This window comes from Sporosarcina ureae (assembly GCF_002109325.1).
Taxonomy (GTDB): Bacteria; Bacillota; Bacilli; order Bacillales_A; family Planococcaceae; genus Sporosarcina; species Sporosarcina ureae_C.
The window spans coordinates 2,626,578-2,652,605 of sequence record NZ_CP015348.1 but is presented as its reverse complement, the minus strand read 5'-3'; the positions used below and the strand labels follow the sequence as shown (position 1 = coordinate 2,652,605).

General features: G+C 42.6%; 27 protein-coding genes. 6 read left to right on the top strand and 21 right to left on the bottom strand.

Annotated features, from left to right (window positions below; translation table 11 throughout):
* Positions 1–27: 27 nt before the first annotated feature.
* The 5 genes from SporoP32a_RS13060 to SporoP32a_RS13040 form a co-directional block, all read right to left on the bottom strand.
* Complete coding sequence (locus SporoP32a_RS13060; RefSeq protein WP_085428295.1) at positions 28–828, bottom strand: DUF3726 domain-containing protein; 801 nt, start codon at positions 826–828, stop codon at positions 28–30.
* Complete coding sequence (locus SporoP32a_RS13055) at positions 810–1,832, bottom strand: membrane dipeptidase (protein WP_085428294.1); 1,023 nt, start codon at positions 1,830–1,832, stop codon at positions 810–812. Before SporoP32a_RS13055 ends, SporoP32a_RS13060 begins: the two co-directional genes overlap by 19 nt.
* A complete protein-coding gene (locus SporoP32a_RS13050) occupies positions 1,829–3,547 on the bottom strand; it encodes a hypothetical protein (protein WP_085428293.1) in 1,719 nt (572 codons plus the stop codon). Before SporoP32a_RS13050 ends, SporoP32a_RS13055 begins: the two co-directional genes overlap by 4 nt.
* Positions 3,548–3,712: 165 nt before the next feature.
* A complete protein-coding gene (locus SporoP32a_RS13045; RefSeq protein ID WP_085428292.1) occupies positions 3,713–4,834 on the bottom strand; it encodes a virulence factor in 1,122 nt (373 codons plus the stop codon).
* A gap of 20 nt (positions 4,835–4,854) precedes the next feature.
* Positions 4,855–6,735 carry an ABC-F family ATP-binding cassette domain-containing protein gene (locus SporoP32a_RS13040; protein WP_085428291.1) on the bottom strand — a complete coding sequence of 627 codons (1,881 nt, stop codon included), beginning with the start codon at positions 6,733–6,735 and terminating at the stop codon, positions 4,855–4,857.
* Positions 6,736–6,957: 222 nt separating this feature from the next.
* Between SporoP32a_RS13040 and SporoP32a_RS13035 the strand changes: the two genes are divergently transcribed.
* Positions 6,958–7,869, top strand: a complete 912-nt coding sequence (locus SporoP32a_RS13035; protein WP_085428290.1) for a methyl-accepting chemotaxis protein — start codon at positions 6,958–6,960, stop codon at positions 7,867–7,869.
* Between the two features lie 126 nt (positions 7,870–7,995).
* Here the strand turns inward: SporoP32a_RS13035 and SporoP32a_RS16885 are convergent, their stop codons facing one another.
* From SporoP32a_RS16885 to rbsK, 5 genes are all read right to left on the bottom strand, one after another.
* Positions 7,996–8,226 (bottom strand): hypothetical protein, encoded by a 231-nt coding sequence (locus tag SporoP32a_RS16885; protein ID WP_143560815.1) that lies wholly within the window; start codon positions 8,224–8,226, stop codon positions 7,996–7,998.
* 375 nt (positions 8,227–8,601) lie between these two features.
* The gene (locus SporoP32a_RS16880) at positions 8,602–8,757 is read right to left on the bottom strand and encodes a hypothetical protein (protein ID WP_157129982.1); all 156 of its coding nucleotides are present in this window, start codon (positions 8,755–8,757) and stop codon (positions 8,602–8,604) included.
* A 23-nt stretch (positions 8,758–8,780) separates the two neighbouring features.
* Positions 8,781–10,406, bottom strand: coding sequence for a M20/M25/M40 family metallo-hydrolase (locus SporoP32a_RS13030; RefSeq protein WP_085428289.1), 1,626 nt, complete (start codon positions 10,404–10,406; stop codon positions 8,781–8,783).
* A gap of 96 nt (positions 10,407–10,502) precedes the next feature.
* Positions 10,503–11,027 carry a DinB family protein gene (locus SporoP32a_RS13025; RefSeq protein WP_099625116.1) on the bottom strand — a complete coding sequence of 175 codons (525 nt, stop codon included), beginning with the start codon at positions 11,025–11,027 and terminating at the stop codon, positions 10,503–10,505.
* 152 nt (positions 11,028–11,179) lie between these two features.
* Positions 11,180–12,070, bottom strand: a complete 891-nt coding sequence (rbsK, locus tag SporoP32a_RS13020) for a ribokinase (protein ID WP_085428287.1) — start codon at positions 12,068–12,070, stop codon at positions 11,180–11,182.
* Positions 12,071–12,252: 182 nt separating this feature from the next.
* Here rbsK and SporoP32a_RS13015 point away from each other — a divergent pair, with 182 nt between their 5' ends.
* Positions 12,253–13,605, top strand: a complete 1,353-nt coding sequence (locus SporoP32a_RS13015; RefSeq protein ID WP_085428286.1) for a YjiH family protein — start codon at positions 12,253–12,255, stop codon at positions 13,603–13,605.
* Between the two features lie 543 nt (positions 13,606–14,148).
* Here the strand turns inward: SporoP32a_RS13015 and SporoP32a_RS13010 are convergent.
* The 5 genes from SporoP32a_RS13010 to SporoP32a_RS12990 are packed head-to-tail and all read right to left on the bottom strand — an operon-like array spanning position 14,149 to position 17,693.
* Positions 14,149–14,487 carry an antibiotic biosynthesis monooxygenase gene (locus SporoP32a_RS13010; RefSeq protein ID WP_085428285.1) on the bottom strand — a complete coding sequence of 113 codons (339 nt, stop codon included), beginning with the start codon at positions 14,485–14,487 and terminating at the stop codon, positions 14,149–14,151.
* Positions 14,487–14,915, bottom strand: a complete 429-nt coding sequence (locus SporoP32a_RS13005) for an ankyrin repeat domain-containing protein (protein ID WP_085428284.1) — start codon at positions 14,913–14,915, stop codon at positions 14,487–14,489. The genes SporoP32a_RS13010 and SporoP32a_RS13005 overlap by 1 nt, the downstream gene beginning before the upstream one ends.
* Positions 14,872–15,687 (bottom strand): ABC transporter ATP-binding protein, encoded by an 816-nt coding sequence (locus SporoP32a_RS13000; RefSeq protein WP_085428283.1) that lies wholly within the window; start codon positions 15,685–15,687, stop codon positions 14,872–14,874. Before SporoP32a_RS13000 ends, SporoP32a_RS13005 begins: the two co-directional genes overlap by 44 nt.
* Entirely contained in the window at positions 15,674–16,705 is a 1,032-nt protein-coding gene (locus SporoP32a_RS12995; protein WP_369823304.1) for a FecCD family ABC transporter permease, read from the bottom strand. The genes SporoP32a_RS13000 and SporoP32a_RS12995 overlap by 14 nt, the downstream gene beginning before the upstream one ends.
* Positions 16,706–16,709: 4 nt before the next feature.
* A complete protein-coding gene (locus SporoP32a_RS12990; RefSeq protein ID WP_085428281.1) occupies positions 16,710–17,693 on the bottom strand; it encodes an ABC transporter substrate-binding protein in 984 nt (327 codons plus the stop codon).
* Between the two features lie 328 nt (positions 17,694–18,021).
* Here SporoP32a_RS12990 and SporoP32a_RS16875 point away from each other — a divergent pair, with 328 nt between their 5' ends.
* The 3 genes from SporoP32a_RS16875 (at position 18,022) to SporoP32a_RS12985 (ending at position 19,816) form a co-directional block, all read left to right on the top strand.
* Positions 18,022–18,246, top strand: a complete 225-nt coding sequence (locus tag SporoP32a_RS16875) for a hypothetical protein (protein WP_157129981.1) — start codon at positions 18,022–18,024, stop codon at positions 18,244–18,246.
* 116 nt (positions 18,247–18,362) lie between these two features.
* Entirely contained in the window at positions 18,363–18,509 is a 147-nt protein-coding gene (locus SporoP32a_RS16870; RefSeq protein WP_157129980.1) for a hypothetical protein, read from the top strand.
* 119 nt (positions 18,510–18,628) lie between these two features.
* Positions 18,629–19,816 carry a cation:proton antiporter gene (locus tag SporoP32a_RS12985; RefSeq protein ID WP_085428280.1) on the top strand — a complete coding sequence of 396 codons (1,188 nt, stop codon included), beginning with the start codon at positions 18,629–18,631 and terminating at the stop codon, positions 19,814–19,816.
* Here the strand turns inward: SporoP32a_RS12985 and SporoP32a_RS12980 are convergent, their stop codons facing one another.
* The 4 genes from SporoP32a_RS12980 to SporoP32a_RS12965 form a co-directional block, all read right to left on the bottom strand.
* On the bottom strand, positions 19,817–20,584 hold the full coding sequence (locus SporoP32a_RS12980; RefSeq protein WP_085428279.1) for an ABC transporter permease: 768 nt from the start codon (positions 20,582–20,584) through the stop codon (positions 19,817–19,819). It lies immediately after the preceding gene.
* The gene (locus SporoP32a_RS12975) at positions 20,581–21,327 is read right to left on the bottom strand and encodes an ABC transporter ATP-binding protein (RefSeq protein ID WP_085428278.1); all 747 of its coding nucleotides are present in this window, start codon (positions 21,325–21,327) and stop codon (positions 20,581–20,583) included. The genes SporoP32a_RS12980 and SporoP32a_RS12975 overlap by 4 nt, the downstream gene beginning before the upstream one ends.
* A gap of 24 nt (positions 21,328–21,351) precedes the next feature.
* Positions 21,352–22,056, bottom strand: coding sequence for a CBS domain-containing protein (locus tag SporoP32a_RS12970; protein WP_085428277.1), 705 nt, complete (start codon positions 22,054–22,056; stop codon positions 21,352–21,354).
* A 135-nt stretch (positions 22,057–22,191) separates the two neighbouring features.
* Positions 22,192–23,595: a trypsin-like peptidase domain-containing protein gene (locus SporoP32a_RS12965; protein WP_085428276.1), complete on the bottom strand. Its 1,404-nt coding sequence runs from the start codon at positions 23,593–23,595 to the stop codon at positions 22,192–22,194.
* A gap of 314 nt (positions 23,596–23,909) precedes the next feature.
* Here SporoP32a_RS12965 and SporoP32a_RS12960 point away from each other — a divergent pair, with 314 nt between their 5' ends.
* On the top strand, positions 23,910–24,194 hold the full coding sequence (locus SporoP32a_RS12960; RefSeq protein WP_085428275.1) for a hypothetical protein: 285 nt from the start codon (positions 23,910–23,912) through the stop codon (positions 24,192–24,194).
* Positions 24,195–24,235: 41 nt separating this feature from the next.
* Here SporoP32a_RS12960 and SporoP32a_RS12955 read toward each other — a convergent pair whose 3' ends face one another.
* Positions 24,236–24,676 (bottom strand): SRPBCC family protein, encoded by a 441-nt coding sequence (locus tag SporoP32a_RS12955; RefSeq protein WP_085428274.1) that lies wholly within the window; start codon positions 24,674–24,676, stop codon positions 24,236–24,238.
* Positions 24,677–25,049: 373 nt separating this feature from the next.
* Positions 25,050–25,994, bottom strand: coding sequence for a carbohydrate kinase family protein (locus SporoP32a_RS12950; protein WP_085428273.1), 945 nt, complete (start codon positions 25,992–25,994; stop codon positions 25,050–25,052).
* Positions 25,995–26,028 lie beyond the last annotated feature (34 nt).

Below are 26,028 nucleotides of genomic sequence, written 5' to 3'. Positions count from 1 at the left end.
TCTCCTCCAGCTAATAAATTTAGTTCGTTATGCCATTTCTCCTGCGCCGCGTTCACGCGATTGATCAGTAGATTCCACTAACATACGCTTGCCTGTCTCGTTCAAGTCTAACCATAATTCTCGGCTAACTTCCGTTCCAAACTGCCAAGATGATTCCCATCTCTGTTCGAAATCGTCTGTCGTTGTTAAAATATATTTCGTGTCTATTGTGTTCTCGAACCGATCTATTATCTTATCGACTTCATCGACCTTTGTCGTACCGAACATACAGAACCTCGTTGTAACGGAAGGTAACTTCAGTTTCTTATCACCCGTCAGTCCCAATTCTTTATTTATACCTTCAATAATATCTTCATTGTCACGCTTGTGAATCATAATCGGATAAATGGAATTGGGTGATGAAATAATCAATGATGAATGACTTGGCTTCTTATACAAAATGATACTCGCATGTCCTTTTCGCGAGATATACATCGCTTGTTGCACGAGAACACGTGATGGTCGTGTATCACGTACACAGACCGCTACTGACGGCTGTTCCTCTAAGCGTGCAATTAAATAATCAGCGCATGCTTTTCCAAGCAACATACCGCTTTGCTTTCCACCATCGATCACCGTTACGCTATCAGATTCATTCAGTATTTCGATTTCTTCGATTTCACCTTGCAAAGCCGGTAATTCATCCCAAAGTTGCTGTAAACCATACAATCCTAGGAACTCCGCATTTGCTACGGTTTCGGCTCCTTCTTCCGCATACCCATAAGGAACTCCGAGAGCCTGGAAGATCTTTTTGCAGTGAGTATATAATTCTAAGTGAGAGACACGCATTTCGCCAACTCCTTCTCAGACTTGAACCCTTCCGTAAAGAACCGGTGCCAGTTGCCGCCCATAATTTTGGAGATTTCTTCATGTGTCATACCACGGGCTTGCAAACCATTTGCGATATTTGGGAAATCGTCAGGTGTCTGGAACCACTCCGGCCATTCCGGCCATCCTGGACTTTCTTTCGATCCTGCACCGTAATCGATTTCATGTGTCCAGCGTCCCATACGCATCCACGCAAGAAAATCTATGGACATATTATGCGTCAAATCAGTTCCGATTCCTACATGGTCGATTCCCATAAAATCAGCTGTACGTGCAATCATATCGCAGAACTCTTCTAATTTCGTATCCGCTCCGTTGATTAAATGAGGATATGCACAAACTCCAAGCACTCCTTTATTATCACGTAAAGCCGTAAGAATTTCTTCTGACTTGTTACGTTTCGATGGATAGATCCAATCTGGATTAGCGTGTGAAATGGCTACGGGACGACTTGAAAGCGCTAATGTATCAAGGGATGTCTTCGTTCCAACATGCGACAAGTCAATAACCATACCTACACGGTTCATTTCCTTGATGACATTTTTACCGAATCGTGAAAGACCCGGATCCGTTTCTTCATAGCAGCTACTGCCGATCAAGTTTTGGTTATTATACGTCAGTTGCATAATCTTAACGCCCATTTCATTGAATACAGATACGAGTCCTAGCTCGTCTTCTAAAGCGGATGTATTTTGTGCACCCAACATGATTCCGAGTTTACCACTACGTTTTGCTTCATCAATGTCGGCTCCCATTTTCACCGGTAGGATTAAATCGTCATTCTCTTTAAAAAAGCGATGCCATTCCGCTACTTTTGTCAACGTTTCACGAGCGTTTTCCCATAGTCCAACGCAAGCATGAACAGCCGTTACGCCACCTTTTTGCAACATGATAACAAAATCTCGGTCCCATTTACTTAATTCTAAAGCATCTATTACAATCATATCTCTCATATCAACAGTCATTTGATCTCCTCAACTTTCGGTAATAGTGGATAGAACCAATCATCTTCGAATGTAGTAGTTCCGATTTCTTCAACTAGCGGTGCTCCTTGGAATAGCGTAATCCGTACCCAACGATTGGACTTCGGATCATAACGTTCTGCACCATATATCGCTAGTTTGCAGCGCAATAGATATACCGGAAGTAAATCTTTTCCTGTCAGATTCGCTTGTATCTCACCATACTCCAGACCGTCTAACGATTGGATTCTTCTAACGATCCCTCTTAGCTCCGGCTTTTTCAGTAAGAACGCAGCTACTTTCAGATCATCATCACAGACCTCTATTTCCGTAGCTAGTTGCTGTACTTGTTCTGCAATATTCATCGGCATGTACAATTCATCACCCGGATCAACTCCACGTTCTCCGATACGCGGCTCTTCCTTTTCAGCAGAACGGTACCAGAAATAATGTCTTGATTCTGGTTTTGTGAAATCGTACTGGAACGCCCACTGATATTGTTTTCGAATAATTTCACGCAATGAACCAATAGACATTTCGGGTATCAAATGAAGACCGTCGTCCGCGTTGGTCTGATGCTCTAAGTCGACGATTACTTCTGGATAGAGATCAATCAGTTCTGAGTTAAGCAATTCCTGTGCTTCCATAGTGTAGTTCGCTTGTACTTTTTCCGTTAACTCCAACCACAGTCTGCCTACTTCATGATTAGAATTTTCTATAGTGTTACAAACGTCTTCTACTAACTTGGAAATTTCTCCGGTTTCTGTTGCCAAGTCCCTCGGATTTTTAAATACTTCCATATTCGGAATTGGAGCGTCTTCAAAGAATGTATGAACTTGTTGTAGTTTCGCAATTAAGCGCTTGCAATCTTCTGCAGTTGGCTTCATTTTCTTAGCACGAGCCAATGCTACTTCACGAATCCACATCCACTGATGTAGAAGTTTTGGATGGGAGATCAAGTAAGGTACCATTCCAAGTCCAGTTGCATTACCTGTACCGAATAGTTTTTTAATTTCAGGATGTAATGTAGCCGCTTGTGGATTATTTTTGCGCGCAATATGTTCAACCAGATCAAAACTGAAGTGGCGCAACATATAGACAGCAAACATTTGAGATAGATAGGCACCGCTAAACGTATGATTATCTTTCATATGTTCATAAGGTGCAATTCCGAACTTACCATTTCCATAGACTGCAGTTGTACGGAATAGATAGCCAATATCGTAAATGATTTCTGCATCAGGTTGCTTACCTTGAGATAGCGCTTCCACTACATGAGAAAAAACACGTTGGCTCTTATTCGCTCTCGACCATACAAGATCCGTGACATCTCCTCGGCCCATTTCCTGTTTCGGAAGTTCTTGTTTCATTCGTTTCAATTTTTTATCGGAAATCGCTCCATCGCAAAGTGCAAATGTAACATCCCATCTTTCAGAAATGACTCGATCACTCCGAGTTTCTTCACTGATCTCACGGGATAATGCGACAAATGTATACTGTCCTTGTGGGGTAGTAATACTATAAAGCGCTTCACCGTAACCTTCATCGTTTATATCAAAAGTCGTTTGCTCAATTTCCCAAGCTTCACGCATCATTTTACGAACTAAAATGCGCAAAAAGCTGAGACTTGTTGAGCGCATTACGCCAAGTCGTTGGATGTCCATTACTTCAGATGCCGGTCTTAGCGCATCTGTGTTTTCAATAGCTAATTTAAACATGTAAAACCCTCCATTCTTCTACTCCCACAAAATATATACTTTCACGATTATCGGAATGCCTTTCCGAATATCTATCTCTATCATAAACCCGTTTGAATTCTCTGTCAACAATTCTATAAAAAAGTCCATGAAGATTCATAATGAATCTTCATGGACTAGAATAGTTTATTTAGTTCTTTCGGTCATTTGGCGCCAGATTGAACCTTTTGCCTCTTCACCTTCTTCAATTCTTGCGATCGCCATACGTACTTGCAGTTTCACTTCAAACTCGTTATCGTTTTCTGCTTCATGCAGTGCCGGTAAGGCTTGCTCTGTTCCGGATTCATACAAGAACATAGCTGCACGCCAACGGACCAACTTGTTTTTATCTTGTAACAGACGGATAGCCGCAGCTTCGAACCCAACATAGCCAAGGTCGCTCATGCAGTCTGCAGCTGTACGGCGAACCGCCCAACTTTTGTCTTCCAGTGCTTTTTCGATATACGGAATGACTGATTCGTCTTCGATCATACCAAGATACACTGTAGCGAGTCTGCGTATAGACATTTTCTCGTCTTTCAGCGCCATCATCAATACTGGATAGTCTGACTCGTCTGGATCCGGCATTTGATCAAGCAATCGGAAGCGTGTTTCCCATTCCGGAACGATAAATTCCGATACTGTCACTTTCTTTCCACGAGTTATGGTTTCCTCGTCTGCCTTTTCCGCTTTCATAACGAGCTCATGCAATCGCGTTTCAGGGTATGCAGCTTCAAGTTCTAAAACCACTTGCTCGCCTACTTCTTGCAATTCTCCGTAACGGATTCCGTAATCTGCCCATTTTCGAAGTAAGATATAGTTTTCTACCTCGGAATGGTGAACACTTTCCATTGCTTGAATGAAACGTTCACTTAATCCAAATCTAGATTCCTCATCACTATTGAATACTTTCACTTGCAATGGAATCTCTTTATATGTCTGTACATGCACATAGACTTCCCCGAAGTGCTCATCTATCTGTTGCTCTTCGGCTTGCGTTGTCGTTTCGCCGCCTTCATTTAAAACAGAACGCACTTCGGCAAGAATGGATTCCCACGCAACATTTCCAATTCGCTCTACTGCCATAAAGTCTAATACATGATAGATTCCTTTAATTCCTTGTATAGCCAAAAGAGAACGAATCGGCTCAGGTGCCTGAGCTTCATCTTTCTTCTTATAGTTATGGCTAGTTCCATCAGGTAAAGGGGTATCTAAAACAATTTTCATGGAATTTGGACTTGGTGTCGGTTCAATCGATTTGATTTTCAAGAAAATCTCCTCCAATGTAATTATTCAACTAACTCCTGCAAATAAGACCAACGCTCGACTAATTCTTCGTATTGCTGATTCAGGGTGGTCAGCTGTTCATCAAGTTGACGAAGCTGATCATAATCTGAACCCGTAATCGTCATCTGCTGTTCTGTTTCTGCTATTTTTTCTTCTAACTTTTCTATATCTGACTCAATAGTTTCGAACTGCTTCTTTTCAGCGTATGTCATTTTCTTTTTAGGCTCTTTAACTTCTGGAGTCGGAACAGCTACCGCAACTTTAGCTTGTGGCTTCACGTCTTTTGTATTCTTTTCATCGAGGTAGTCTGAATACAAACCTAGACGCACATCGATTTCACCTGAGCCGTCTAAAATCCATAACTTACGCGAGATCCGATCCAAGAAGAAACGGTCGTGGGAAATCGTAACGACAACTCCAGCGAACGTATCAATGAATGACTCCAAAACGGAAAGTGTTTCGAGATCTAAGTCATTCGTCGGCTCATCCAGCAGTAAAACGTTCGGCTGTTCCATTAATAACTTCAATAAATAGAGACGTTTACGTTCCCCACCTGATAATTTACCAATTGGCGTTCCGTGTGCAGAGGAAGGGAATAAGAATCTCTCCAACATTTGCGTCGCAGACAATCGCTCACCGTCTCCCGATTCAATATCATTGGACGTCTCACGAATATACTCAATAATTCGCTGGTTTTCCTTCATTGGCGGCAAATGCTGATGGAAATGAGCAATCTTTACGGTAGAGCCTGTATCGACTTCCCCACTGTCCGGCATAGTCGTGCCATCTAGCATTTGAAGAAGTGTCGTCTTCCCTACACCGTTCGGTCCGATGATCGCAATACGTTCTTTCGCTTGTAGAATTGCGGAAAAACCATTCAAAATAACTTTATCGTCAAATCGTTTCGTAATATTATTAATTTCCAACACCTTTTTACCAAGACGTGTCGTTTGTAAATCCATTTCAAAGTCAAGTGACTCATCAGTCTGCTTCACTTTCGCTTGAAGATCATCAAAGCGATCAATTCGCGCTTTCTGTTTCGTCGAACGCGCTTTAGCACCGCGGCGAATCCATTTCAATTCACTGCGATAGCGATTGCGGTCTTTCTGATCCGAAGCTGCTGACATCTCTTCGCGCAGTGCTTTTGACTCCAAATAATCAGCATAATTTCCTGTATGTGAATAAAGGGTTTTATCGGCTAATTCGTAAATATGCGTAGCCACTTGATCCAAGAAGTATCGATCGTGTGTAACGAATAATACTGCCCCTTGAATATTTTGCAAGAAGTCTTGCAACCACTGAATCGATGCAACATCCAGATGGTTCGTCGGCTCATCCAATAATAATAAATCTGCTGGTTCGATTAATACTTTAGCGAGAGCAACACGCTTCAATTGCCCACCTGATAATTCACCCATTTTCTTATCGAATGTCTCAATACCTAGCTTCATTAATATAGTACGGGCCAATGCATTTAAATCCCAACCACCCGATGCATCCATTTCATTTTGATAGAATGAGTAACGTTCCTGGTACTCTTCATTTGAAGAATCTTCGGTAAGTAGTTGTAAAGCATTTTCGTAATTAAGATTTGTACGAATAACTGGTGCATCGCTTTCAAATACCGCTTCCATCACCGTTAAGTCCGGATTGACAATCGGTTCTTGAGGCAAAAAGGCTACACGGAATTTATTCGGGTGATCCATAGTGATCGTATCCGCACTTCCCTGTCCAGCAAGTATAGATAACAACGTAGATTTCCCCGTACCGTTAATACCAATTAAACCTATCTTGTCTCCACTTTTCAAATTAAACTCCACATCTTTAAAAAGCGTTTTTTCTCCAACTGTTTTAGTTAATTTCTCTATTACTAAATGACTCATCGTTGCACATCCAATCTTCAAATTGCTTCTGTTCTTAGTATAGCCGAAATTCCGGCAAGTTGAAAACATGCACACCTTGATTTATTACTTGTCAGTAGGAATTTCGAATTACAGACATACTTTCAAAATATATTTTTACAGTCTATGCCATTTCATTAGACTCTATGGTTTAATAGATGAAAGAGCTTTCATTAAATTAATAAGTCTAAAGGAGCTGTATTCATGGTACAAACTACCGAACATCAAGTAACCGATATGTTAGTCGTACAAGCACTAGAAGACAATTTGGCCATCATTCGTTTTGATATGAATCGTCGTATCGCCTATGTAAATAAAAACTTTGCTCATACGATCGGCTACGAGCCAGAAGAAATGATTGGAATGAAGCATGAAAAGCTCTGTTTCGATAGTTTCCTTGAAAGTAACGCATACGAAAAACAATGGCAAAATTTCAATAAAGGCATTAGCTACCAAGGCAAAATTGAACGTAAACGTAAAGATGGTTCTGCAGTATCGCTTGAAGCGACATATATGCCTATTTTTGATGATAAGCATAAAAAAGTGATCGGGGTCACAAAAATCGCGACGGACATTACAGAACGACAAAATGCCATCGTTGAAGTCGTCAACGAGATGCATAAAATGGCAGAAGACCTCACTCAACAAGCAAATGCTGGAATGAATCGAAGTACGGAATTATTGACCATGATCGAGCGGATAGCCGCTGTTTCTGAACAGAACACGAGTTCATTACAAAATCTAGAAGTTCACTCCCAAGATATTCAAGGCATCGTGACGACCATACGCGCGATCGCGAGCCAAACGAATTTATTGGCTTTGAATGCGGCGATTGAAGCGGCACGAGCCGGAGAATACGGACGCGGATTTGATGTGGTGGCAAAAGAAGTTCGGAAACTTTCAGGGAATGTCCAGGATTCCATCGTCGAGGTGCGTAAAGGCATTGAAACGATCACGGAGGATATTGGTGTGATTTCACAAGGTACTTCATTGGCGCAGCAAAATATTGTGCAATGTCAGAATGAAATCGAAATTGCTATGAATGACTTCCGCTCGATTGCGTCGTCGGCTGCAGATTTGGAGAGCCAGTCGCAGGAAGTGGGACGGATCATTTAATCAAAAAAGTGCTATCTCTTGGAAGTTGGTACTTCTACGAGATAGTTCTTTTTATGAGAGTTGTTTTTGTGAGGGGCGAGTTAGTGGGGCGGACAGTGGCTTACGTTAGATTGGGTGTAGGGCAGTTCAGGTACTTGTTTTTCGAGTATACGGATTATTTGTTCGTACAAGTAAGTCGGATACGATGTTAGGTAGTGGTTTTGCGAACCCTTGCTTTTCCTTGTTTTTTGCAGAGGTAGTAGTTTGACTGAAAGTGTAAGTGGGGCGGTCATTGGCCCCACTTCGGCGGTGGTGGATGGCTTCCGCAATGAGCCAGACAGGAAGTGCGCCTGGCTGTCTCATTACTACGCCTACCACTGGCAGCCGCCTACGTTAAATTGTGTGTAAGTCAGATCAGATACTTGTTTTGCAAGAATAGGAACTAGTACTACCCAGTCACTGGTTTTATCTCCTATCAACCACAAACAAACTTGCTAAGCACTCAGTAGCGCAGGCACAACTGCGGGGTAGGCCGTGGCCGTGAGACAGCTGGCAGCTCCACCGCCAGCTGGCTCATGGCTGGAGGCAATCCCCCACGTGCCTGCGCGGATCCTAAGCATGACCCCTCGCTACTTTCAATGACCAAGCCAATGTCGAGCAACGATCCAAGCCATCCTTTACGTACTTTTACAAAACCGAAGAATAGTTCCCCAGTCACTGGTTTTCATCCTCTATAAACCACAACTGAACTTGTCAACCACTCAGTAGCGCAGGCACAACTGCGGGATAGGCCGTGGCCATGAGACAGCTAGCAGCCCCACCGCTAGTTCGCTCATGGCTGGAGGCAATCCCCCACGTGCCTGCGCGGGTCCTAAGCATGACCCTCGCTACTTTCAATGACCAAGCCAAACTCGAGCAACGACCCCAAAATATCATCTAGACTTCGACTGCTGATCCATACCAGCCAGCCTCTTCACCAACTGCTCCAATAACACCGGCATCTCCTTGAACGCACTATTAATATGCAAACGCTCCGTCTTCTGATGCGCATCCTTACCAAACGGCCCGACATTCAACACAGGAGCAGTTAGCTTCCGCATGTCCTCAAACGGAATCGAATACGTATCACCATAGACCGGCGTATTGTCCGCAAACGCCATCCAATGATTCTCCTCATCCTTGTAATGCACATAACTCAAATCACAAATCCCATTAAAGTAATGCACCTGATCGAGCGTCAGATCAAACACCTTCGCACGTTCTTGCAGAAACTCGATAGACTCGATGACAAGCGGATCGTCCGACGAGTTAACTGCAGGATAATAAGGCGGCGCATAAAACAGCACGGTTGCTGGTCCAAGCTCTTGGCACTCCATCATCAACGTATCTACAATGCGAATACATTGTTCGCGGTCATCCCATTCTTCCTGCAATAACACTTCTTGTTTCAATCTGCGTACTTCATTCTTTCCTAATTTACCTTCAGCGTACTTTAATAACTCTTCAAAACGTAATACACGAATGTCCCCCAATGGCTCAGCGGACTCACGATCACATATCGCTTTATACTGTTCATTGCATTGCTCCATCGCTTCATTCGCTACTTGTTCGAATAAATCCATGATTTCTGCAGCTGTCTGCTTGAACAAGAATACATTGTATAGTGCAGCCGCCCGCTGTGGAGTTTGTGTAGAGTATTGGATCTTTAAATCCTTTTGATGCAGTGTGACAGGAAGTGGGGTGGACTCCTCCTGATGCACTTCACGGAATAGTGGATTCCATTCCATCCTGTGCGTTAAAAACGATGCCATATAATCGGCGGTAATACCTTTTAACGGTTCGCCAACATGCGTTTCTTTGCCATAGAACAAAGCGGACGGCATGATTTTTCCAATTGTTCCTGAATAAATATATTCTTTCGTATCCGCAGGTCCTTGTGAAAATGAAGGCTCTCCGTTTAAGAATAATTTATAGTGGCGACCTTCTTGTTCTTGTAGACGCACCAGCTCCTTTACAGCAGCCCGCATTCCAGCCGAATTCACTTCTTCATCTGGAACTGTACATAGCAATAAATTTATCGGCCACTGTTCTAGACTTGCTCGCTCAATCAACTGAATATGTAATGCCAAGCCCATTTTCATATCCATCGTACCTCTGCCAAATAAATAATTTCCTGATTCCAAATCAATACGCGCAACTTCAGGCAACGTATCTTTGTCTTCCAATAACTTCTTTGTTAGTTCTTCGGGATAGAATGCTAGTGGTTCAAGTGCTCCATATTCGTCTGTTTGTACAGTATCGAAATGACTGATCAAAACGATAGTGTCTGTTGCATCAGCATGTTCATACAAGGCATGTACCACTTGTCGTCCGAGACCTGCATCGTGAAGTGTAATGTTATCAGGATACTGAGTGAAGTATTCTAGTTCACTTAATTTATTTTGCAATTTCCAGGAAAAAAAGCGCTCTCCTTCCGTCAATGTACGGCTATCCCAGCTTACTAGTTCACAAAGTAATGCACGCAGCTTTTCAGGTGTATCAAAACGGTATCGATTCATTCTATCTCCCCCTTCATAGTTAGCTAAAGTATAGCTGATTCTAAGCCAAATGAGAAAAGAACTTGTACCTAAGGAGGCAACAAGTTCTTTCATTTATTATTTAGACGATGAAACGAGCTCGGTCGGAGACAATTTCACTTGCTCCACTGCCCGCTTCAATTGTCGTAGATGACGTTTTTCGTGGAATCCGACGAATCGGAACCATTGAATTAACGGAACGTTACCGAAAATCGGGTGCTTGATCGACTTGCAGCGAAGTTCTGTAATAGTAGCAGACTCATAGATATCCAGCAAATAGTTTCTGGATTCATGCAACTTCTCTTTAATCTCTGGAATAGAGAGATGTGTATCTGTCGGTTGCGTGTATTCCATGAAGTATGCTTTCACTAAAGGGCTTGCCGATACACTAATCGGTTTTTTGAACACACGTAAACTCACAGGATTTTTCAATTCTTGGGCGATGTTTGTAGCAACTCGACATTCCATTAATGCTAAATGTTCTACAATCTGTTTGGGTGACCAGCCGCCATGTGATGGTGTTCCGTTAAATTCCTCATCTGTTAAGCCATCAATCAACTGCAAGATGCGTTTACGGACCTTGATGTTTTCTCCAAAAACCACCAACATCTACCTCCATTTCTTCCTTGAAATCTTTTCTATTGCCATAGCATACGCCTTTTGTTCAGAGATTTAAAGGGGCAACGGTTAGATTTTTAGTAAAGCCTGGCAATGGTGACAGAAGAGTGCCATTCAGCCCTGATATAATAGGATTTCTAGCCTCTTTCATTCGTTAGACTTTCTATTCCCGATAACACTTCTTGAGTAGTCGGCATACCACCTTGTGCACCGAATTTTCCTACAGATAACGAAGCCGCGACATTGGCGAACTGAATGGCAGATTGTAAATCGCTTCCTTGTACTATCCGATTGGCAAGCGCACCGTTAAATGTATCACCTGCCCCTGTTGTATCCACTACCTTTGCAGGAACACCAGGCACAGAGATAACTCGCTCACCATCATGATAGCAAACCCCATCTTTTCCTAATGTTACGAGGAGTTGATTCGGATAGTTTGTCACAGTTTCTTCTATAGAAGTACCAAAGAGTTGCGCACACTCTGTTTCATTCGGCGTCAGGTAGCGAACATAGGACATGTATTCCAATTGAAAGCTACTTGAAGGCGCAGGGTCCATCATAACGGGAACCTGCAATTCCTTACACAGCTTCAAGACATACCACACAGTATCTGTTGGCAGTTCAAGTTGCATCATCACAAAGTCGCTGGCACGAATAACAGGTTTTAACTCTTCAATTCGTTCGGGCGTCAGCGCGTGATTGGCTCCGGGTATGGAAATGATTCGATTATCCCCTTCCGTCAATAAAATAACAGCAACGCCAGAAGGACCTTCTACTTTCTTAATATAGGAAGTATCCACACCTTGTTCTTGCAAATTGTCTACAATCATTTCTGCAAATGAATCCGTACCTGTCGTGCCGATCAGCTGAACTTGCTGCCCAAGTCGTGCACATGCAACAGCTTGATTTGCCCCCTTGCCACCAGGTGCTGTTTGAAAACCTTTTCCTCTCACCGTTTCTCCTTGTAACGGAAACTTGTCCGCTTGTGCAATGACATCCATATTCGCGCTACCAATTACCGTAATCATGCGTATTCCTCGTTTCCATTTCTTTTATCCGATCATAGACTTTTGTCCAAGCTATTTCAATATAGACTCTTTACTGACTGAAAAGTTACACTTTACCTTAAAGTGTTTACAACGACTTGTTAAACAGTATAATGAATGAATAAATATACATCAACTAGATTATACACTAGGAGAGAAATATCTTGAAAAAATATACTGTTAGTACATGGTTCGTATTCTTAATTCCTTCTATACTCGGGGTCATGTTATTTATGATTCCACTACCGTTCGCAGCGGGCTGGAAAGTACCTATAGCCAAATTGGCGGATGTTATGTCCGGCGCATTGGAACCTATTATTCCACAACTTATGATGTACTTGATCATTGCTTCTGCAGTGGGATCTGTTCTTTATTTATTCGTTCAGAAAGATCCGAATCGGCCTTCATTCTTTACAAATCTATTCAAGGTTACACCGTTTTGGACAATCACTCGTATTGTTGGGGCGATCTTTGCCATTATGGTCGTCTTCAAAATAGGACCTGAAGCGATTTGGAGCGCGGATACAGGTGGATTACTACTTGCTCGTGATGGCCTTGTTTCATTCCTGTTTAGTATCTTCTTCTTTGCAGGACTGTTACTTCCTTTATTACTAAACTTCGGATTGCTTGAATTCTTTGGAACTTTGATGGTGAAGATAATGCGACCATTATTCAAATTACCGGGTCGTTCTTCCATTGATGCTCTCGCTTCATGGATCGGCGACGGAACCATCGGCGTATTATTGACCAGTAAACAGTACGAAGAAGGTCACTATACACAGCGTGAAGCTGCTGTTATTTCAACTACGTTCTCAGTTGTTTCGATTACGTTTACATTAGTGATCATCGATAAAGTCGGTCTCGGAAACTACTTCCTACCGTTTTACGCAACCGTTCTATTCACGGGACTGATTCTTGCTTTAATCATGCCAAGAATTTATCCACTACGTTCGATTAAGAATACGTATATTGATGATCGTGAATATTCTACTGAGGATGAGAAGTTACCTGCTGGGACAAGCGTGTTTTCACTAGGTCTTGCCAGAGCACTCGATACCGCTTCGAAACAACGCTCTATCGTGAAGACGGTTCGTGCTGGTATGCAAAACGTGCTCGACATGTGGTTCGGTGTGGCACCGGTCGTTATGGCATTCGGTACGATCGCATTAGTGATGGCTGAGTATACGAGTGTATTCCGTATTTTAGGAAAGCCATTCGAATATATCCTGAACTTCTTACAGATTCCTGAAGCTGCTGAAGCTGCACAGACGATGGTAGTTGGATTTGCGGATATGTTCTTGCCTGTCATTTTGGCAGAAGGTGTGATTACATCTGAGATGACCCTCTTTACGATTGCAGCGATTTCGGTTATTCAGCTGATTTATATGTCAGAGGTTGGCGGATTGATTTTAGGGACGAAGATTCCGTTGAATATTTTTGACCTACTGATCATTTTCTTGTTGCGCACAATCATTGCGCTACCGATCATTGCAGGTATTGCACATTTATTGTTTTAATTACATCCCGAACCCGTTACTTCCTTACGAAGTGGCGGGTTTTTAGTTGATTGCCGAAAACTTTGTACTATGAGACTTTAGGCTATGAGCGGTTGTATGAGCTTTTAGAGCGCTTACCACGTAACTATGAGCTTTTAGCGCGGCGCATAGAGCGGATAAAGTAGCACATAGAGCACTCAAGGCTTCTCATAGAGCGGATACCCCGTTACATTGAGCATTCACTAACATTTCATCATTAAAAAGGCTACTCTCTATAAAGAGAGTAGCAAAATGAAACGGCTTGAAAGTAACCCTGCTAGAATATATTGAATGTCCGCAAGTAAGGGAGGGTTGCGTTTGGGATGCTGCGTGGTAAAGCAATGGTGGGCTTTGGCACGTTGCATTCCAATAAGTAGCTTTGACAGTTCACTTTCAAGCGTTTCCGTGATATACCGTTTGTGCTGACGGATTTCCGAAAGCCATCTATGAAGAGGAGACTTCATTCCACTCCATAGATCACAATCGGAAGGTCAGCGACAACTTGATACTTGTCGCTGTCTTGAATTACTTACTTTCTACCTTTTCTATCGGTAAGTGTTGAACTTTCACATCAAAAGTCTTTACTTCATTACCGAGGATTGAACTCGGTCCTTGCGGTGCTTTTGCGTCATGCGCTTTTGCATTCTCTCGGCTATGTAACCACTTGTCAAAAAACTGGCGGTCTTCCCATGTTGTACATACTTTTACTTCATCACGCTCTTCACCTTCTTCACTCAGCAACACTTCCATGCGAATGAACCCTTCAAACGTATGAACTGACTTTGCTTTAGCGAAACGAGCAGTGATTTGTTCCCCTTTACCTTTTTCTACATAAATCGTATTAATTGCAACCATTTTCTGCATTATACTGCCTCCATTTTCATCGACTGTAAATATTCAAGTACTGATGCTGATTGTTCTCCACCTGCTGCTGCGTGACGCAGTAACGGAATGCCATGCGGCCCTTTTAATTCGCTCGCATTTGGATACCATTTCAACATCGATTTAACGATCTCGAGTTCTCCTAACATGGCAGCTGCAAATATATCCATACGCGCGCCTTTTTCTAATAAGTACTCCGCGATATTTCGATTACCGGTATGCGCTGCGGCTCCAAGACCACTTTCCCAGTCGTCTCCACCCCAGTTCATCACAGCGTGGACTAAATCAGGCTCCTGCTCAATTAACTTTTGTACTTCTTCAAAATCACCGTGGGTTGCAATCAAGTATTGACGCACTAACGCTTGATCAATTGGTTGTTTCTTTTCTCCTTCGGTTCTCAGAACAATCATCCTTCCGTAATTTACTTGGCGTGAAAAAGCACTTCCCATTATTCATAAATATCTCCGCATCTATCTCGAAAATAGAACGGAACATATCTTTGCACAATACGCACTGCGGAATGCCGTCAAAACGAACACTACCATCTTTTAATACGATGAGCCGGTCACTGTAACTAGCCGCCTGATTGATGTCATGAAGAACCATAATCACCGTCATTCCATACGTTTCATTTAATTCTGTAACCAATTCCATGACTTCGAGTTGATGCGAAATATCTAAATACGTCGTCGGTTCATCGAGTAATAATACTTTAGGTCGTTGCGCAATCGCCATCGCAATCCAAGCTCGCTGACGTTCTCCACCTGATAATGACTGCAACATACGATTTTTGTATTTATCCAACTTTGTCACGCCGATCGCCCAGTCGATAATTTCTTGGTCTTCTGAACTTAACTTGCCGTATCCCGAGCGATGGGGATGACGACCGAACTCCACTAACTCGCCTACGGTCACATCAAGTTGATGATCTTGCATTTGCGGTAGCATAGCCAAATTCCGTGCTACTTCCTGGGATTTCATTCGTTTCAATCGTTCGCCATTTAGCAGAACTTCTCCACTGCCAGGCGTGATCAATCGTGAAATCAGTCGCAGGAATGTCGATTTGCCCGAACCATTTGGTCCTAGCAAACTGACGATTTCTCCTTGTTTAATATGCAAATCTATCTTCGTTAATTCGAATGAATCCGAATGTCGATACGTAAGTTCTTCAGTTATCAGCAAATGAATCCCTCCGTTTTTGAATTAAGTACAAGAAGAATGGTCCACCTAAGAAGGAGAGTAAGATTCCTACTGGCAATTCAATTGGATTGAATAACGTACGGGCAATTGTGTCTGCTACTACGACGAGTAATCCACCACCAAGTGCTGAAGCGGGTAACAAGAATCGATAGTCGCCTCCTACTATAGAGCGCATAATATGCGGTACAACAAGTCCAACAAAACCAATCAATCCCGAAACACTGACCGCCATCCCCGCAAGTAGAGTGCTTAAGACTATGAGAAAAAATCGACTTCGTTCCACGTTATGTCCGAGCAGCTTGGCTACTTCGTCACCTAGACGCAAAATGCGAATATGCTTGACTGAGAAAATGGCCAATACAAATGCCGCAATCGCGTAGTAGATGATCATTTCAAACTGCACCCACCCCACGCCTGCAATTCCTCCAGCAAGCCAAGGCAATACAGCTTGCACGCGGTCGCTGTAAAGCAGCATTAACGCACTCATGCATGCGCCGATCACTGCATTAATTGCGACACCGACTAAAATAATTCGTAAAGGCGATGCGCCACCTCTCCAAGACAACGCATAGATCACAATGGCCGTTGCAAGTGCTCCAAGAAACGCAGCAAGTGGTAGAAACATAATATAGGCCGGATAAATAATCATTATGACTGTCGCTGCAAGTCCCGCACCTGATGAGACACCGATAATTCCTGGATCAGCCAATGGATTACGCATAACGCCTTGTAAAATAGCACCGGCTACCGCAAGACTTACTCCGACAATCATGCCGACTAGTACACGTGGAAAGCGAAGTTCCCATACAATTCGCCGCTCCATCGTATCGTTTGCCACGAAAATCCCATTCCAAATTTCTTGCATGGAGAACGACACTGGACCGATCATCAAGCTTAAAATAGCTGCGATTAACAGTAGACTTCCACTCGTCACGAGAACGATGACACGTTTTCTCGCAAGTGGATGACGTTCTTTCTGCGTTTGCTCTCCTACTGCAATCATCTTATTTAACCTGTCCTAAGCTTTCTTTCATCACGTCAAGTGCTTCAACTACTTTTGTTCCAGGGTTTGTACCGAACAAGTGTGAAGGTAAGACCATCACATTACCTTTTTTCACTGCATCAAGATTTTTCCATGCTGGGTTCTTCAACATTTCACCTTCGAATGCTGCTTTGACTGCTTCAGGTTCTCCGTGAGTAATCAACATGACCATTTCTGGATTGCGTTCAATAATTTTCTCAACGCTCAAACTTGCGTATTGTGGATATTTTTCTTCATTCGGGAAATCGCTTGCAATGTTTTCTCCACCTGCTAGTTCAAGTAGATTTCCTGATAATGAATTAGGTAGTGCCACCATGTATGTACCTGGTGCTCCGTATACTAGTAAAGTTTTCACAGCTTCCGCTTTGTCCGCTGAGCTCTTTTCAATTTGTTCGGTAATATCGTCTTGAATTGTTTTTGCTTCTGTTTCTTTATCGAATAGCTGTCCGAAGAGTCCGATCGTCTTTTTGATATCGTCTACAGAGTTAGCGGCTGTATACACAATTTTTGTACCTTGGCGTTCCATGTTCGCTTCGTGTTGTTTGAAGCTTGGGGCCGCAATGATGACTTCGGGATTTATTTCCGCAATTTTCTCAAAATTCGGCTGATGCGGGTTTCCGATTTCAGCGATGCCTTCTAAGTCTTTGTTTGGTGGTCCTTGTACTGTTGGACGCCCGTCCACTTTTATTCCAAGTGCGAGTAGCATATCGAGGTCGCCTGAGCTTAGCGTGGCGACAGATTTTGGCACTTCATCGAATGTTGAGGTTTGGCCGATCATGTCTGTCACTTCGATAGCTGTGCCAGTCGTTTCTTCTACTTTTTCTGTTTCTTCAGCTTTGACTGCTGATGCGGCTGTTTTGTCTTCAGCTTTCCCATCCTCTGTTCCACATGCGCTGAGTACAAACAGAAACATGAGTATGCTCAACACGCTTGCTAACTTCTTCATCTCTTTTCATTCCCCCTCGAATATAATGAGAATGTTTCTCATTGAAAAACATCATAAACGATAATGAGAATCATTGTCAAATAGATTATTGATAATGAATCGTTTGGACTAGTGGTGGATTGGGTCGTGGCTCGACATTGACTTGATCATTGAAGGTAGCGAGGGTCATGCTTTGGAGCCGCGCAGGCACGTGGGGGATTGCCTCCAGCCAGGAGCCAACTAGCGGTGGAGCTGCTAGCTGTCTCATGGCCACGGCCTACCCCGCAGTTGTGCCTGCGCTGCTGAGTGTTTGATAAGTTGGATTGTGGTTTATAAAAGATGAAAACCAGTGACTGGGTGGGACAATACTTCGGTCTTAGTAAAGTCATTAGGAGATAGATTGGATCATCGCTCGACATTGACTTGTCCATTGAAAGTAGTGAGGGTCATGCTTTGGAGCCGCGCAGGCACGTGGGGGATTGCCTCCAGCCAGGAGCCAACTAGCGGTGGAGCTGCTAGCTGTCTCATGGCCACGGCCGACCCCGCAGTTGTGCCTGCGCTACTGATTGTTTGATAAGTTGGATTGTGGTTTATAGGAGATAAAACCAGTGACTGGGTAGTACTAGTTACTATTCTTGCAAAACAAGTAACTGAACTGACTTACACACTATCAAACGAAGGCGGCTGACAGTGGTAGGCGTAGCAATGAGACAGCCAGGCGCACTTCCTGTCTGGCTCATTGCGGAAGCCATCCACCACCGCCGAAGTGGCGTCAATGACCGCCCCACTTACTCTGCTAGTCAAACCACTACCTCTGCAAAAAACAAGGAAGAATAAGCCGTCTCAAAACAGCTACCCAACATCGTATCCTACTCCCCCCACCCCAAAACCAGTTTCCAAACCACCAACCAAGGGAATAACAACAACTAAACACCAAGAGAAAGGAGCGAAACAGCATGACCGCTGTGCAAATACTGATCTTGTTAACAATTGGCTACATCGCCATGACCATTGATAAAAAACAAAAGAACTTCCCACTTCCCGTCTTTCTGGTCGCAATCGGCTTTGGACTGTCATTCATTCCTTATTTCGACAGTATCAATATCTCCAAAGAAGTCATCTATAATATATTCTTGCCAGGGCTATTATTCGCATCAGCTTACCACTACTCGGCTTCATCCTTAAGAAAGCATGTCAAAGTCATCGGAACGCTAAGTACGGCGGGGTTACTTGTGACTGCCATTCTTTTGGGACTCGCTACATATTGGATGGGGGCAAGTATAGAGATGACATGGGTTGGCGCTTTACTCGTCGCTTCTATTCTCACACCAACTGATCCAGTCTCTGTCGTATCCATTTTGGAAAAGTCGCTAGATGATCCATCTGTTGCGGATATTCTTGACGGTGAATCTATGATTAATGATGGAACTAGCGTCGTTCTCTTTACTGTGCTATTGACTATGTTCACCAAACAGCAAAGCTTTGAATTCTGGCCATTTCTAGGGGATTTTCTATCTGTATCGATTGGCGGTATCGCAACAGGTGTAGTTGCTGGCTGGATAGTTAGTAAAGCGGTTCACCTATCCACACAACGCGAGAGTCAAGTATTACTGAGTATTATTATTGCGTATGGGGCCTTTCATTTAGCGGAAGCTTTCGGGTTTTCAGGGGTGTTGGCGACGGTCGCTGCCGGTATTATGCTATCTGCTGAGCTCGAACGTGCCAGTGAAGAAGAAATGCATCGGGAGTCATTGAACGGATTTTGGGAGGTGGCAGAACCTGGTTTGCTTGCGATACTATTTTTAGCCATCGGTATTGTGGCCGCTGACTATTTATTAGCTTTTGATTATTGGTTGCTCGCGATTGCCATTTTCTTCGTTTCAATTGGTACTCGCTTTATTGTAATCGCGGGGACGATGCAATTATTTTCAGGCTATCGAGAGTTGGTGGACGTCAAAAAAGCCTCGCTCCTATCATGGGCTGGCATTCGTGGGACGATGTCTATTTTCTTACTACTAAGCTTAGCTGATGCGGCAGACAGCTCTGCAGATGTACTTGTCTCATTGGGATTCGCTGTAGTGTTCTTGTCACTCGTTGTACAAAGTATTGGCATTTATCCACTATCTAAAGCACTCGATAAGTAATTACTTCGAGTGCTCATTTTCCTGTTGAATCATCTGCATACGTTCATTGAACAGGGATGGATAAGAGAGTAATCCTAGACATGCACTAGTTAATGCCGCAGTTGTCAGCAAAAGAAACACAATTAAAATCTGAAATTGCACTGCCTCTAAAGGATCAGCGCCTGCAATGATTTGGCCACTCATCATACCAGGCAACTGTACGAGTCCAATCGTCTTTTGACTTTCAATAGTTGGAATCATACTTGCCTGTATCGAGCGAATCAATTGCCTATGTATCGCCTGTTTTGGGGTTCCACCAAGTGATAAAATGAGTTCGCTTTCTGAGCGATGCGTCTCTACTTCCGATACGAAACGATTGAGGAATAAAATCGCAAGCACCATCGAGTTTCCAACTACCATGCCCGTTATGGAAATAATATATTGTGCAGTCGCTGGGACAATTTTGAATCCGAGTAAAATCCCTTGCGTCAAAACTTCTAATAACACAAAAGTCACGATCAACTTCCACGTGATTCCTTTGATTTGAGTCCCCTTCTTACGCGCATTTTGAACTGCCGCGCCGATCATCAAGGCGACCATTAAGAATATAAATACATAACTTTCAGAATCAAAGACAAATTTCAATACGAACCCGACCGCTACTAATTGTACAGTTGAGCGAATCGTAGCGATAATTGTATCTTTCTCCAGTTGTAATCCAAGTGTTTTTGATAGCGCTAGCGGAATCAACACAAATATCAGTGTCAGGAATAAGGCAGTGGTACTCATGTAAATTCCCCCTTCAAGAAACGGTTGACTGATGGAATATCCGAATGATCAAGTACAGATATTTCACCGGCATCCACTAATTTCCCGTCCACCATGATCCATGCATACTGCCCCATTCGCTTCGCCTGCTCCAAGTTATGCGTGATCCAGATGACCGTAATTTCATGCTTTTCATGCAGGTCACGAATCAAATCCTCTACTTCATTCAACGAAGATGGATCTAGCGAAGACGTAATTTCATCCATCAACAAAATCTTCGACTCATTTAATAATGTCCGGGCAATCGATACTTTCTGCTGCTGGCCACCTGATAAGTTCTGGCTGTCTCGTTCTAGATACTCTGCTTCAAGACCGACTTGATCTAAAATATCTAGTGCTTTTTCTTTACTCAACTTCTTGTCCTGTAACCGCAATGGTAGTGCCAAATTGTCATAGACGCTCCCTGCGATCATCGGCGAATTTTGTAACACCATTCCTGCTTTTCGTCGGAGATCAATCGGCGACATATCATGAATGGCCCGGCCTTGTACCGTAATATCTCCACTCGTAGGACTTAGCAAACCGTTGCACATTTTCAATAATGTCGTTTTCCCTGCACCCGAAGGCCCGACAAGCACTGTGATCTGACCGGTAGGGAATGATCCTGTTATATTTTCAAGAATCTTATTTCCCGCTATTTCAAATGAGACGTTTTGGAAATGGATTGCCGGTTCATATAATGATTTATTTTGTTCACTATCCATAATATCCACCTTTTCTGCTACTTATCATTCATCCAATTTCAATAAATCCAATGGTGTAATGATGCCCAATAATTTTTCATCTTTACCACCTTGCTCGGTAATCAACAATGCTTCTAGCCGTTGCCCTGACATAATGGATTTTCTGAAATACCCTTCCGCTTCGTAAGCCGACATCGTACATTTGACAAAACGATAGGTTTTCTTTCGTTTTTCATGATTATATACGTCGAGTAATGTCGGTATTTCCCGGGAAATGCAATCGGTTTCCTGATCGGCAAGCCAATTCATGATACCATTTGCAGTAATCAACCCCATGAATCGACCTTTTTTATAAATGGGCAACTGATTAAATTTCCTTTCTCTTATCAAACGCAAACCAGTCGCCAGTGATTCATCTGACTGCACGGTATGTACTTTTCCCGAAAACAGATCCTTGACGGTGACAGGATGCGATAGTCCTTTATCTATGCTTTCAATTAATTCCACAATTTCATCATGTGGCTCTGCTATAGCGTAGTCAAATCCTGTACGATTATGCACAATCGCATTACGTAAACTACTGAATTCATGTAGTTCATCTTCATAACGGGCAATCAATGCGTTTTGTGATTTCGCTTTGGCGATTTTCTTAGAGAATGATAAATGACTTGGCATATCCGTAATTTTCATCAAGGACTTATCGATTCTATTAAATGCAATGAGAAAACGCTCTGAATTTTTGTGATCCATGACACATCGCCTCCTTTAATAGGGAAAGTATATCATATCTATGTAGATGTCTACTTCTTGGATTACGTTGTCTGTACTAAACGTAAACATAAAAAAGTCGTTGCAGCGCCAGTTCACTGACACGGCAACAACTTGTTATTGATTTGCTATTTGTTTGATTTGATAATCGCCATATTCGTCTATAACAATCGTGTACTTCTTATGTTTTTCCAACAATTTATTCGTTCCGTCTTCTTTCGTAAAATCCATCGTCTCAAATGTATATACGTCAATCGACTGATCATTGTACACAATATTCGTTACGGTCGTGTCAATGAATTCGTAGTATTCATTTTTCCCTGACAGATCGTCTAGAAAAGCTAGTAACTCATTTTCAGCCGAACTACCGGATGCGATAAAGGAATTGATATATGAGTAATCCACCTCATCGACAGCATATTCATATTGGTTTCTGAATTGATCGATGAAAGACTCTACCTTTTCATCTGCAACTTCCATACCATCTACATATTCTTCAGGCTCTTCTACATAATCATAATCGCCATCATAGTCGTATTCCTCATCCACTTCTGAATCATCGTAGCCATAGTAATCCTCATAATCCCAAGATGTATCATCAGAATCATAGTACGACTCTGGCACATAATTTTCGTAAACATTGAACAATGCCGCTACCGCTTGACTGCTCATTGGTTCGTTAATCCATCCATCTACTTGTTTTTGCATACTGTGCATCGGAATCGAAAACCCGAATACGGTATTGTCTTTGTACAATAACGAATTAATGCCGATGACTTTGCCTGTCGTTGCATCAAGCAAAGGTCCGCCACTGCTTCCATGATCTATTTGCGCATCGATTTGATAGATTTTTTCATAAATGAAGTCCATTTCCATATCACGATTCAACCCGGTTAAATAACCGATCGATGCCGTATTCTCAAAACCTTTTGGACTTCCGAGTGCAATAACTTCTGTACCGATCGGTGTCTCTTTTGTTTCCGTCACAAATGGTTTGACATGTTTGTTCGCTTCCGATTTAATCAATGCGATATCATAACGATCTGAAATTCCAATGACTTTACCTTCAAAATCTTTCCCTACAGAATTTCTGACAATTACATCGGTATAGCCCGCCACTACGTGTGCATTCGTCACAATATAGCCGCCAGTTTTATAAAGAAATCCTGATCCCGAACCGTCATTTGTCCCAATTGTAAATACACTAGGTAACGATTCTTTGATCAATTGCGTTTTATCTTTAGCTTGTTTCTTTGTTTCATTGACAACAGTTGGTGCTTTTTTTATTCGTAATTCCTTTTCACTTTCGCTACTATCTTCTGCTTTAGTGGAGGCTACTGTCTCTTTCGGCCACTCAAAACTCCAGTCCGTTGCATAGCCATAACCAGCTCCACCAATTAGTAAAGCCAAGACTATTGCAAGAAGTGGTTTATTTTTATTAGACCCGTGCATCGCCTTGCCACAGCCCCCACAAAAGTTTGCTTCGTCAGTATTTTTATGACCACATTTTGGACAGTACATACGGTTCCCCCTCTTCCATTCCCTAATTTACCTGAATGAAATACCGCTTTTATTATATCATATGGACTAATACAAAAGGCATGCACTCGTTATGGAATAGCATCATTTTGTTTTGTAGGCTGAATACAGTAATCCTTTCCAGCGTGATAGGGCAATCACACAAAGAATCACATTTATAAGCTACTCCCTATTTTGTAATGCAATATTTCACTTCACAGAATTAAATCCTTTCTTATTGTTCCTATCCAATGAAGCGGCACAGTTCTCAGGCGAATTTTCACATACGCTAAAGAGAGAGGGAGGTGCATAAAAATATGTCATCCAGGAAGTACAGACCTTACAATGATTACGAATCACCCAATATTTCAAAACGAAAAGCGCGTTGTTATGACCAAAGAAAGATCGTCCATATACTTGTCGATTTACCCATGGGAGCACCTGTGGAGATAACATTAAAGGAGTCGAGAGGGATACAGCATAACGGTTATTACTTACAGTTCGACCGAAAAAGACGTACCGTTCACTTTCAGCCATTTGGAGAACCAGAAGTAGAAGAGATTGATGTAGAAGATATTTGTACAATTAAATATAGTTCGTGAAAGCAATAAAAAATGTACACAGCGTAACTGTGTACATTTTTTTATTCTGTCTGGCTAATTTTTTCACTAATTGCGTCGGTCAACGCATTTACTGTTTCCGGTACATACGTTTTCATCATGGAATTCATAACAGATCCCATCATCCCTTTACCTGTAATATCCAGATAACCTATGAGACTTGTTGCATCTATTGCATCTTCTACTTGAAAGCTTCCGTTCCCTTCTAGATTTTCATTCAGACCTTCTAGAGTAAACGCTACTTTTGAATGTTCGGCTTGTTCTGTAATATCCACTTGCATGACAATATTCTTTTGTATCACACCAAGATCTGCTCGGAACTTCCATTTGAATTGCTGATCATTACTCTTCTCATGTTCAATATAGCCTGGGATCAGTGGTGCCCACTGGTCTACATCTATGAGAAAACTCCATACTTGTTGCGGAGTTGCTGCAACTTTTATTTCCTTTGTACTGTTCGGCATAATACATCTCACCTTCCTTATTCGTTACCTTTTCGTCATAGTACTATGAAACACCACGCTTTACAAACGAGGTTATAGTACGAATGAAGTCATTGTTCCTTTAGTCTTTATCTTCTTATATATTAACCGTTAACAGTAATATAGACTGAAGAAATCAATACTGTAGCACATGGTTTAAGGCGAGGCTGCTTTTTTCTGTTGACCAAGGCGTGGTTTTTTCTATGAGCGGTTGGCTAGTGCCATAGAGCGGATAAAATACAGCATAGAGCGGTGATGGGTTTCGATAGAGCGGATAGCGGTCTGGATAGAGCACTGACGGGCCACGATAGAGCGATTAAGCCGATTGATAGAGCGCGGCCTCCAGAACAATGGCCTATTCTAACTCGCCCAATTCATCCGCATATGGCATTGCAGAAAGAGCTCCTGATTTCATCGCGCATAACGCTCCCATTTTATTGCCAAAACGTATATAATCCAGCATTTCTTCTAAATTATTTGGCTTACCATGCAAATGAAGTCCACGAAGTACGCCCGCAATGAATGCATCCCCCGCACCTGTCGTATCGACCGGCTCAATTGGCACGACTCCTACATGATGTTGCTTGCCTTCAATTACTGCAAGCGTCCCCAGTTCTCCCATCGTCATCATAACTACAGGAATATTATATACAGCAAGTCCAGCCAGCGCTTTTTGCACATCTGTTTCCTTCATGAGAAAAGCTAGCTCTTCTTCCGTTAATTTCAGCAAATCTGTCTGATGTAAAAATGACAAAATCGTACTGCGACATATGTCTTCATTCTCCCAGCGAAGTGGTCTCACATTAGTATCTAGTGAAAGATACACGTCATTCGCCTTTGCTAATTCAACAGCCCTTTTAGTAGTAGCTAGAGCGGTCGGGTGAAACATTGTACCCGAGCAAATATGTAATATGGAAGCCTTTCGGAAAGCCTGTTCATCCAGGTCGCTCGGTTGTACCTGTAGATCAGGCGTGTCATCTATATAGTTCGCGAATACACGGTCACGTTCTGGCGTTAGATGAACGTAAACACGATTTACTTTTTTCTTAGGAGATCGTAAAGCATATGTTAAATCGACGCCTTCAGTCTCCAGTTCATTTACTGCGAAGTTCGAGTCTTCATCTTCGCCGATTACAGTAATTAATGAAGAGTTGGCACCCAGGCGCGAAACTCCTGCCGCCACATTGATTGTAGCACCTCCGAGGAACGTCTTGAATTTCGTGTTGGTTTTGTCTGTTGCAATATAGTCCACGAAAATATCTCCGTAAATCAGGACATGTGTTTTTGGGGTGTTATTCATGCGTTCGACCTCCTAGAAAGTTTTCTTTCTATCG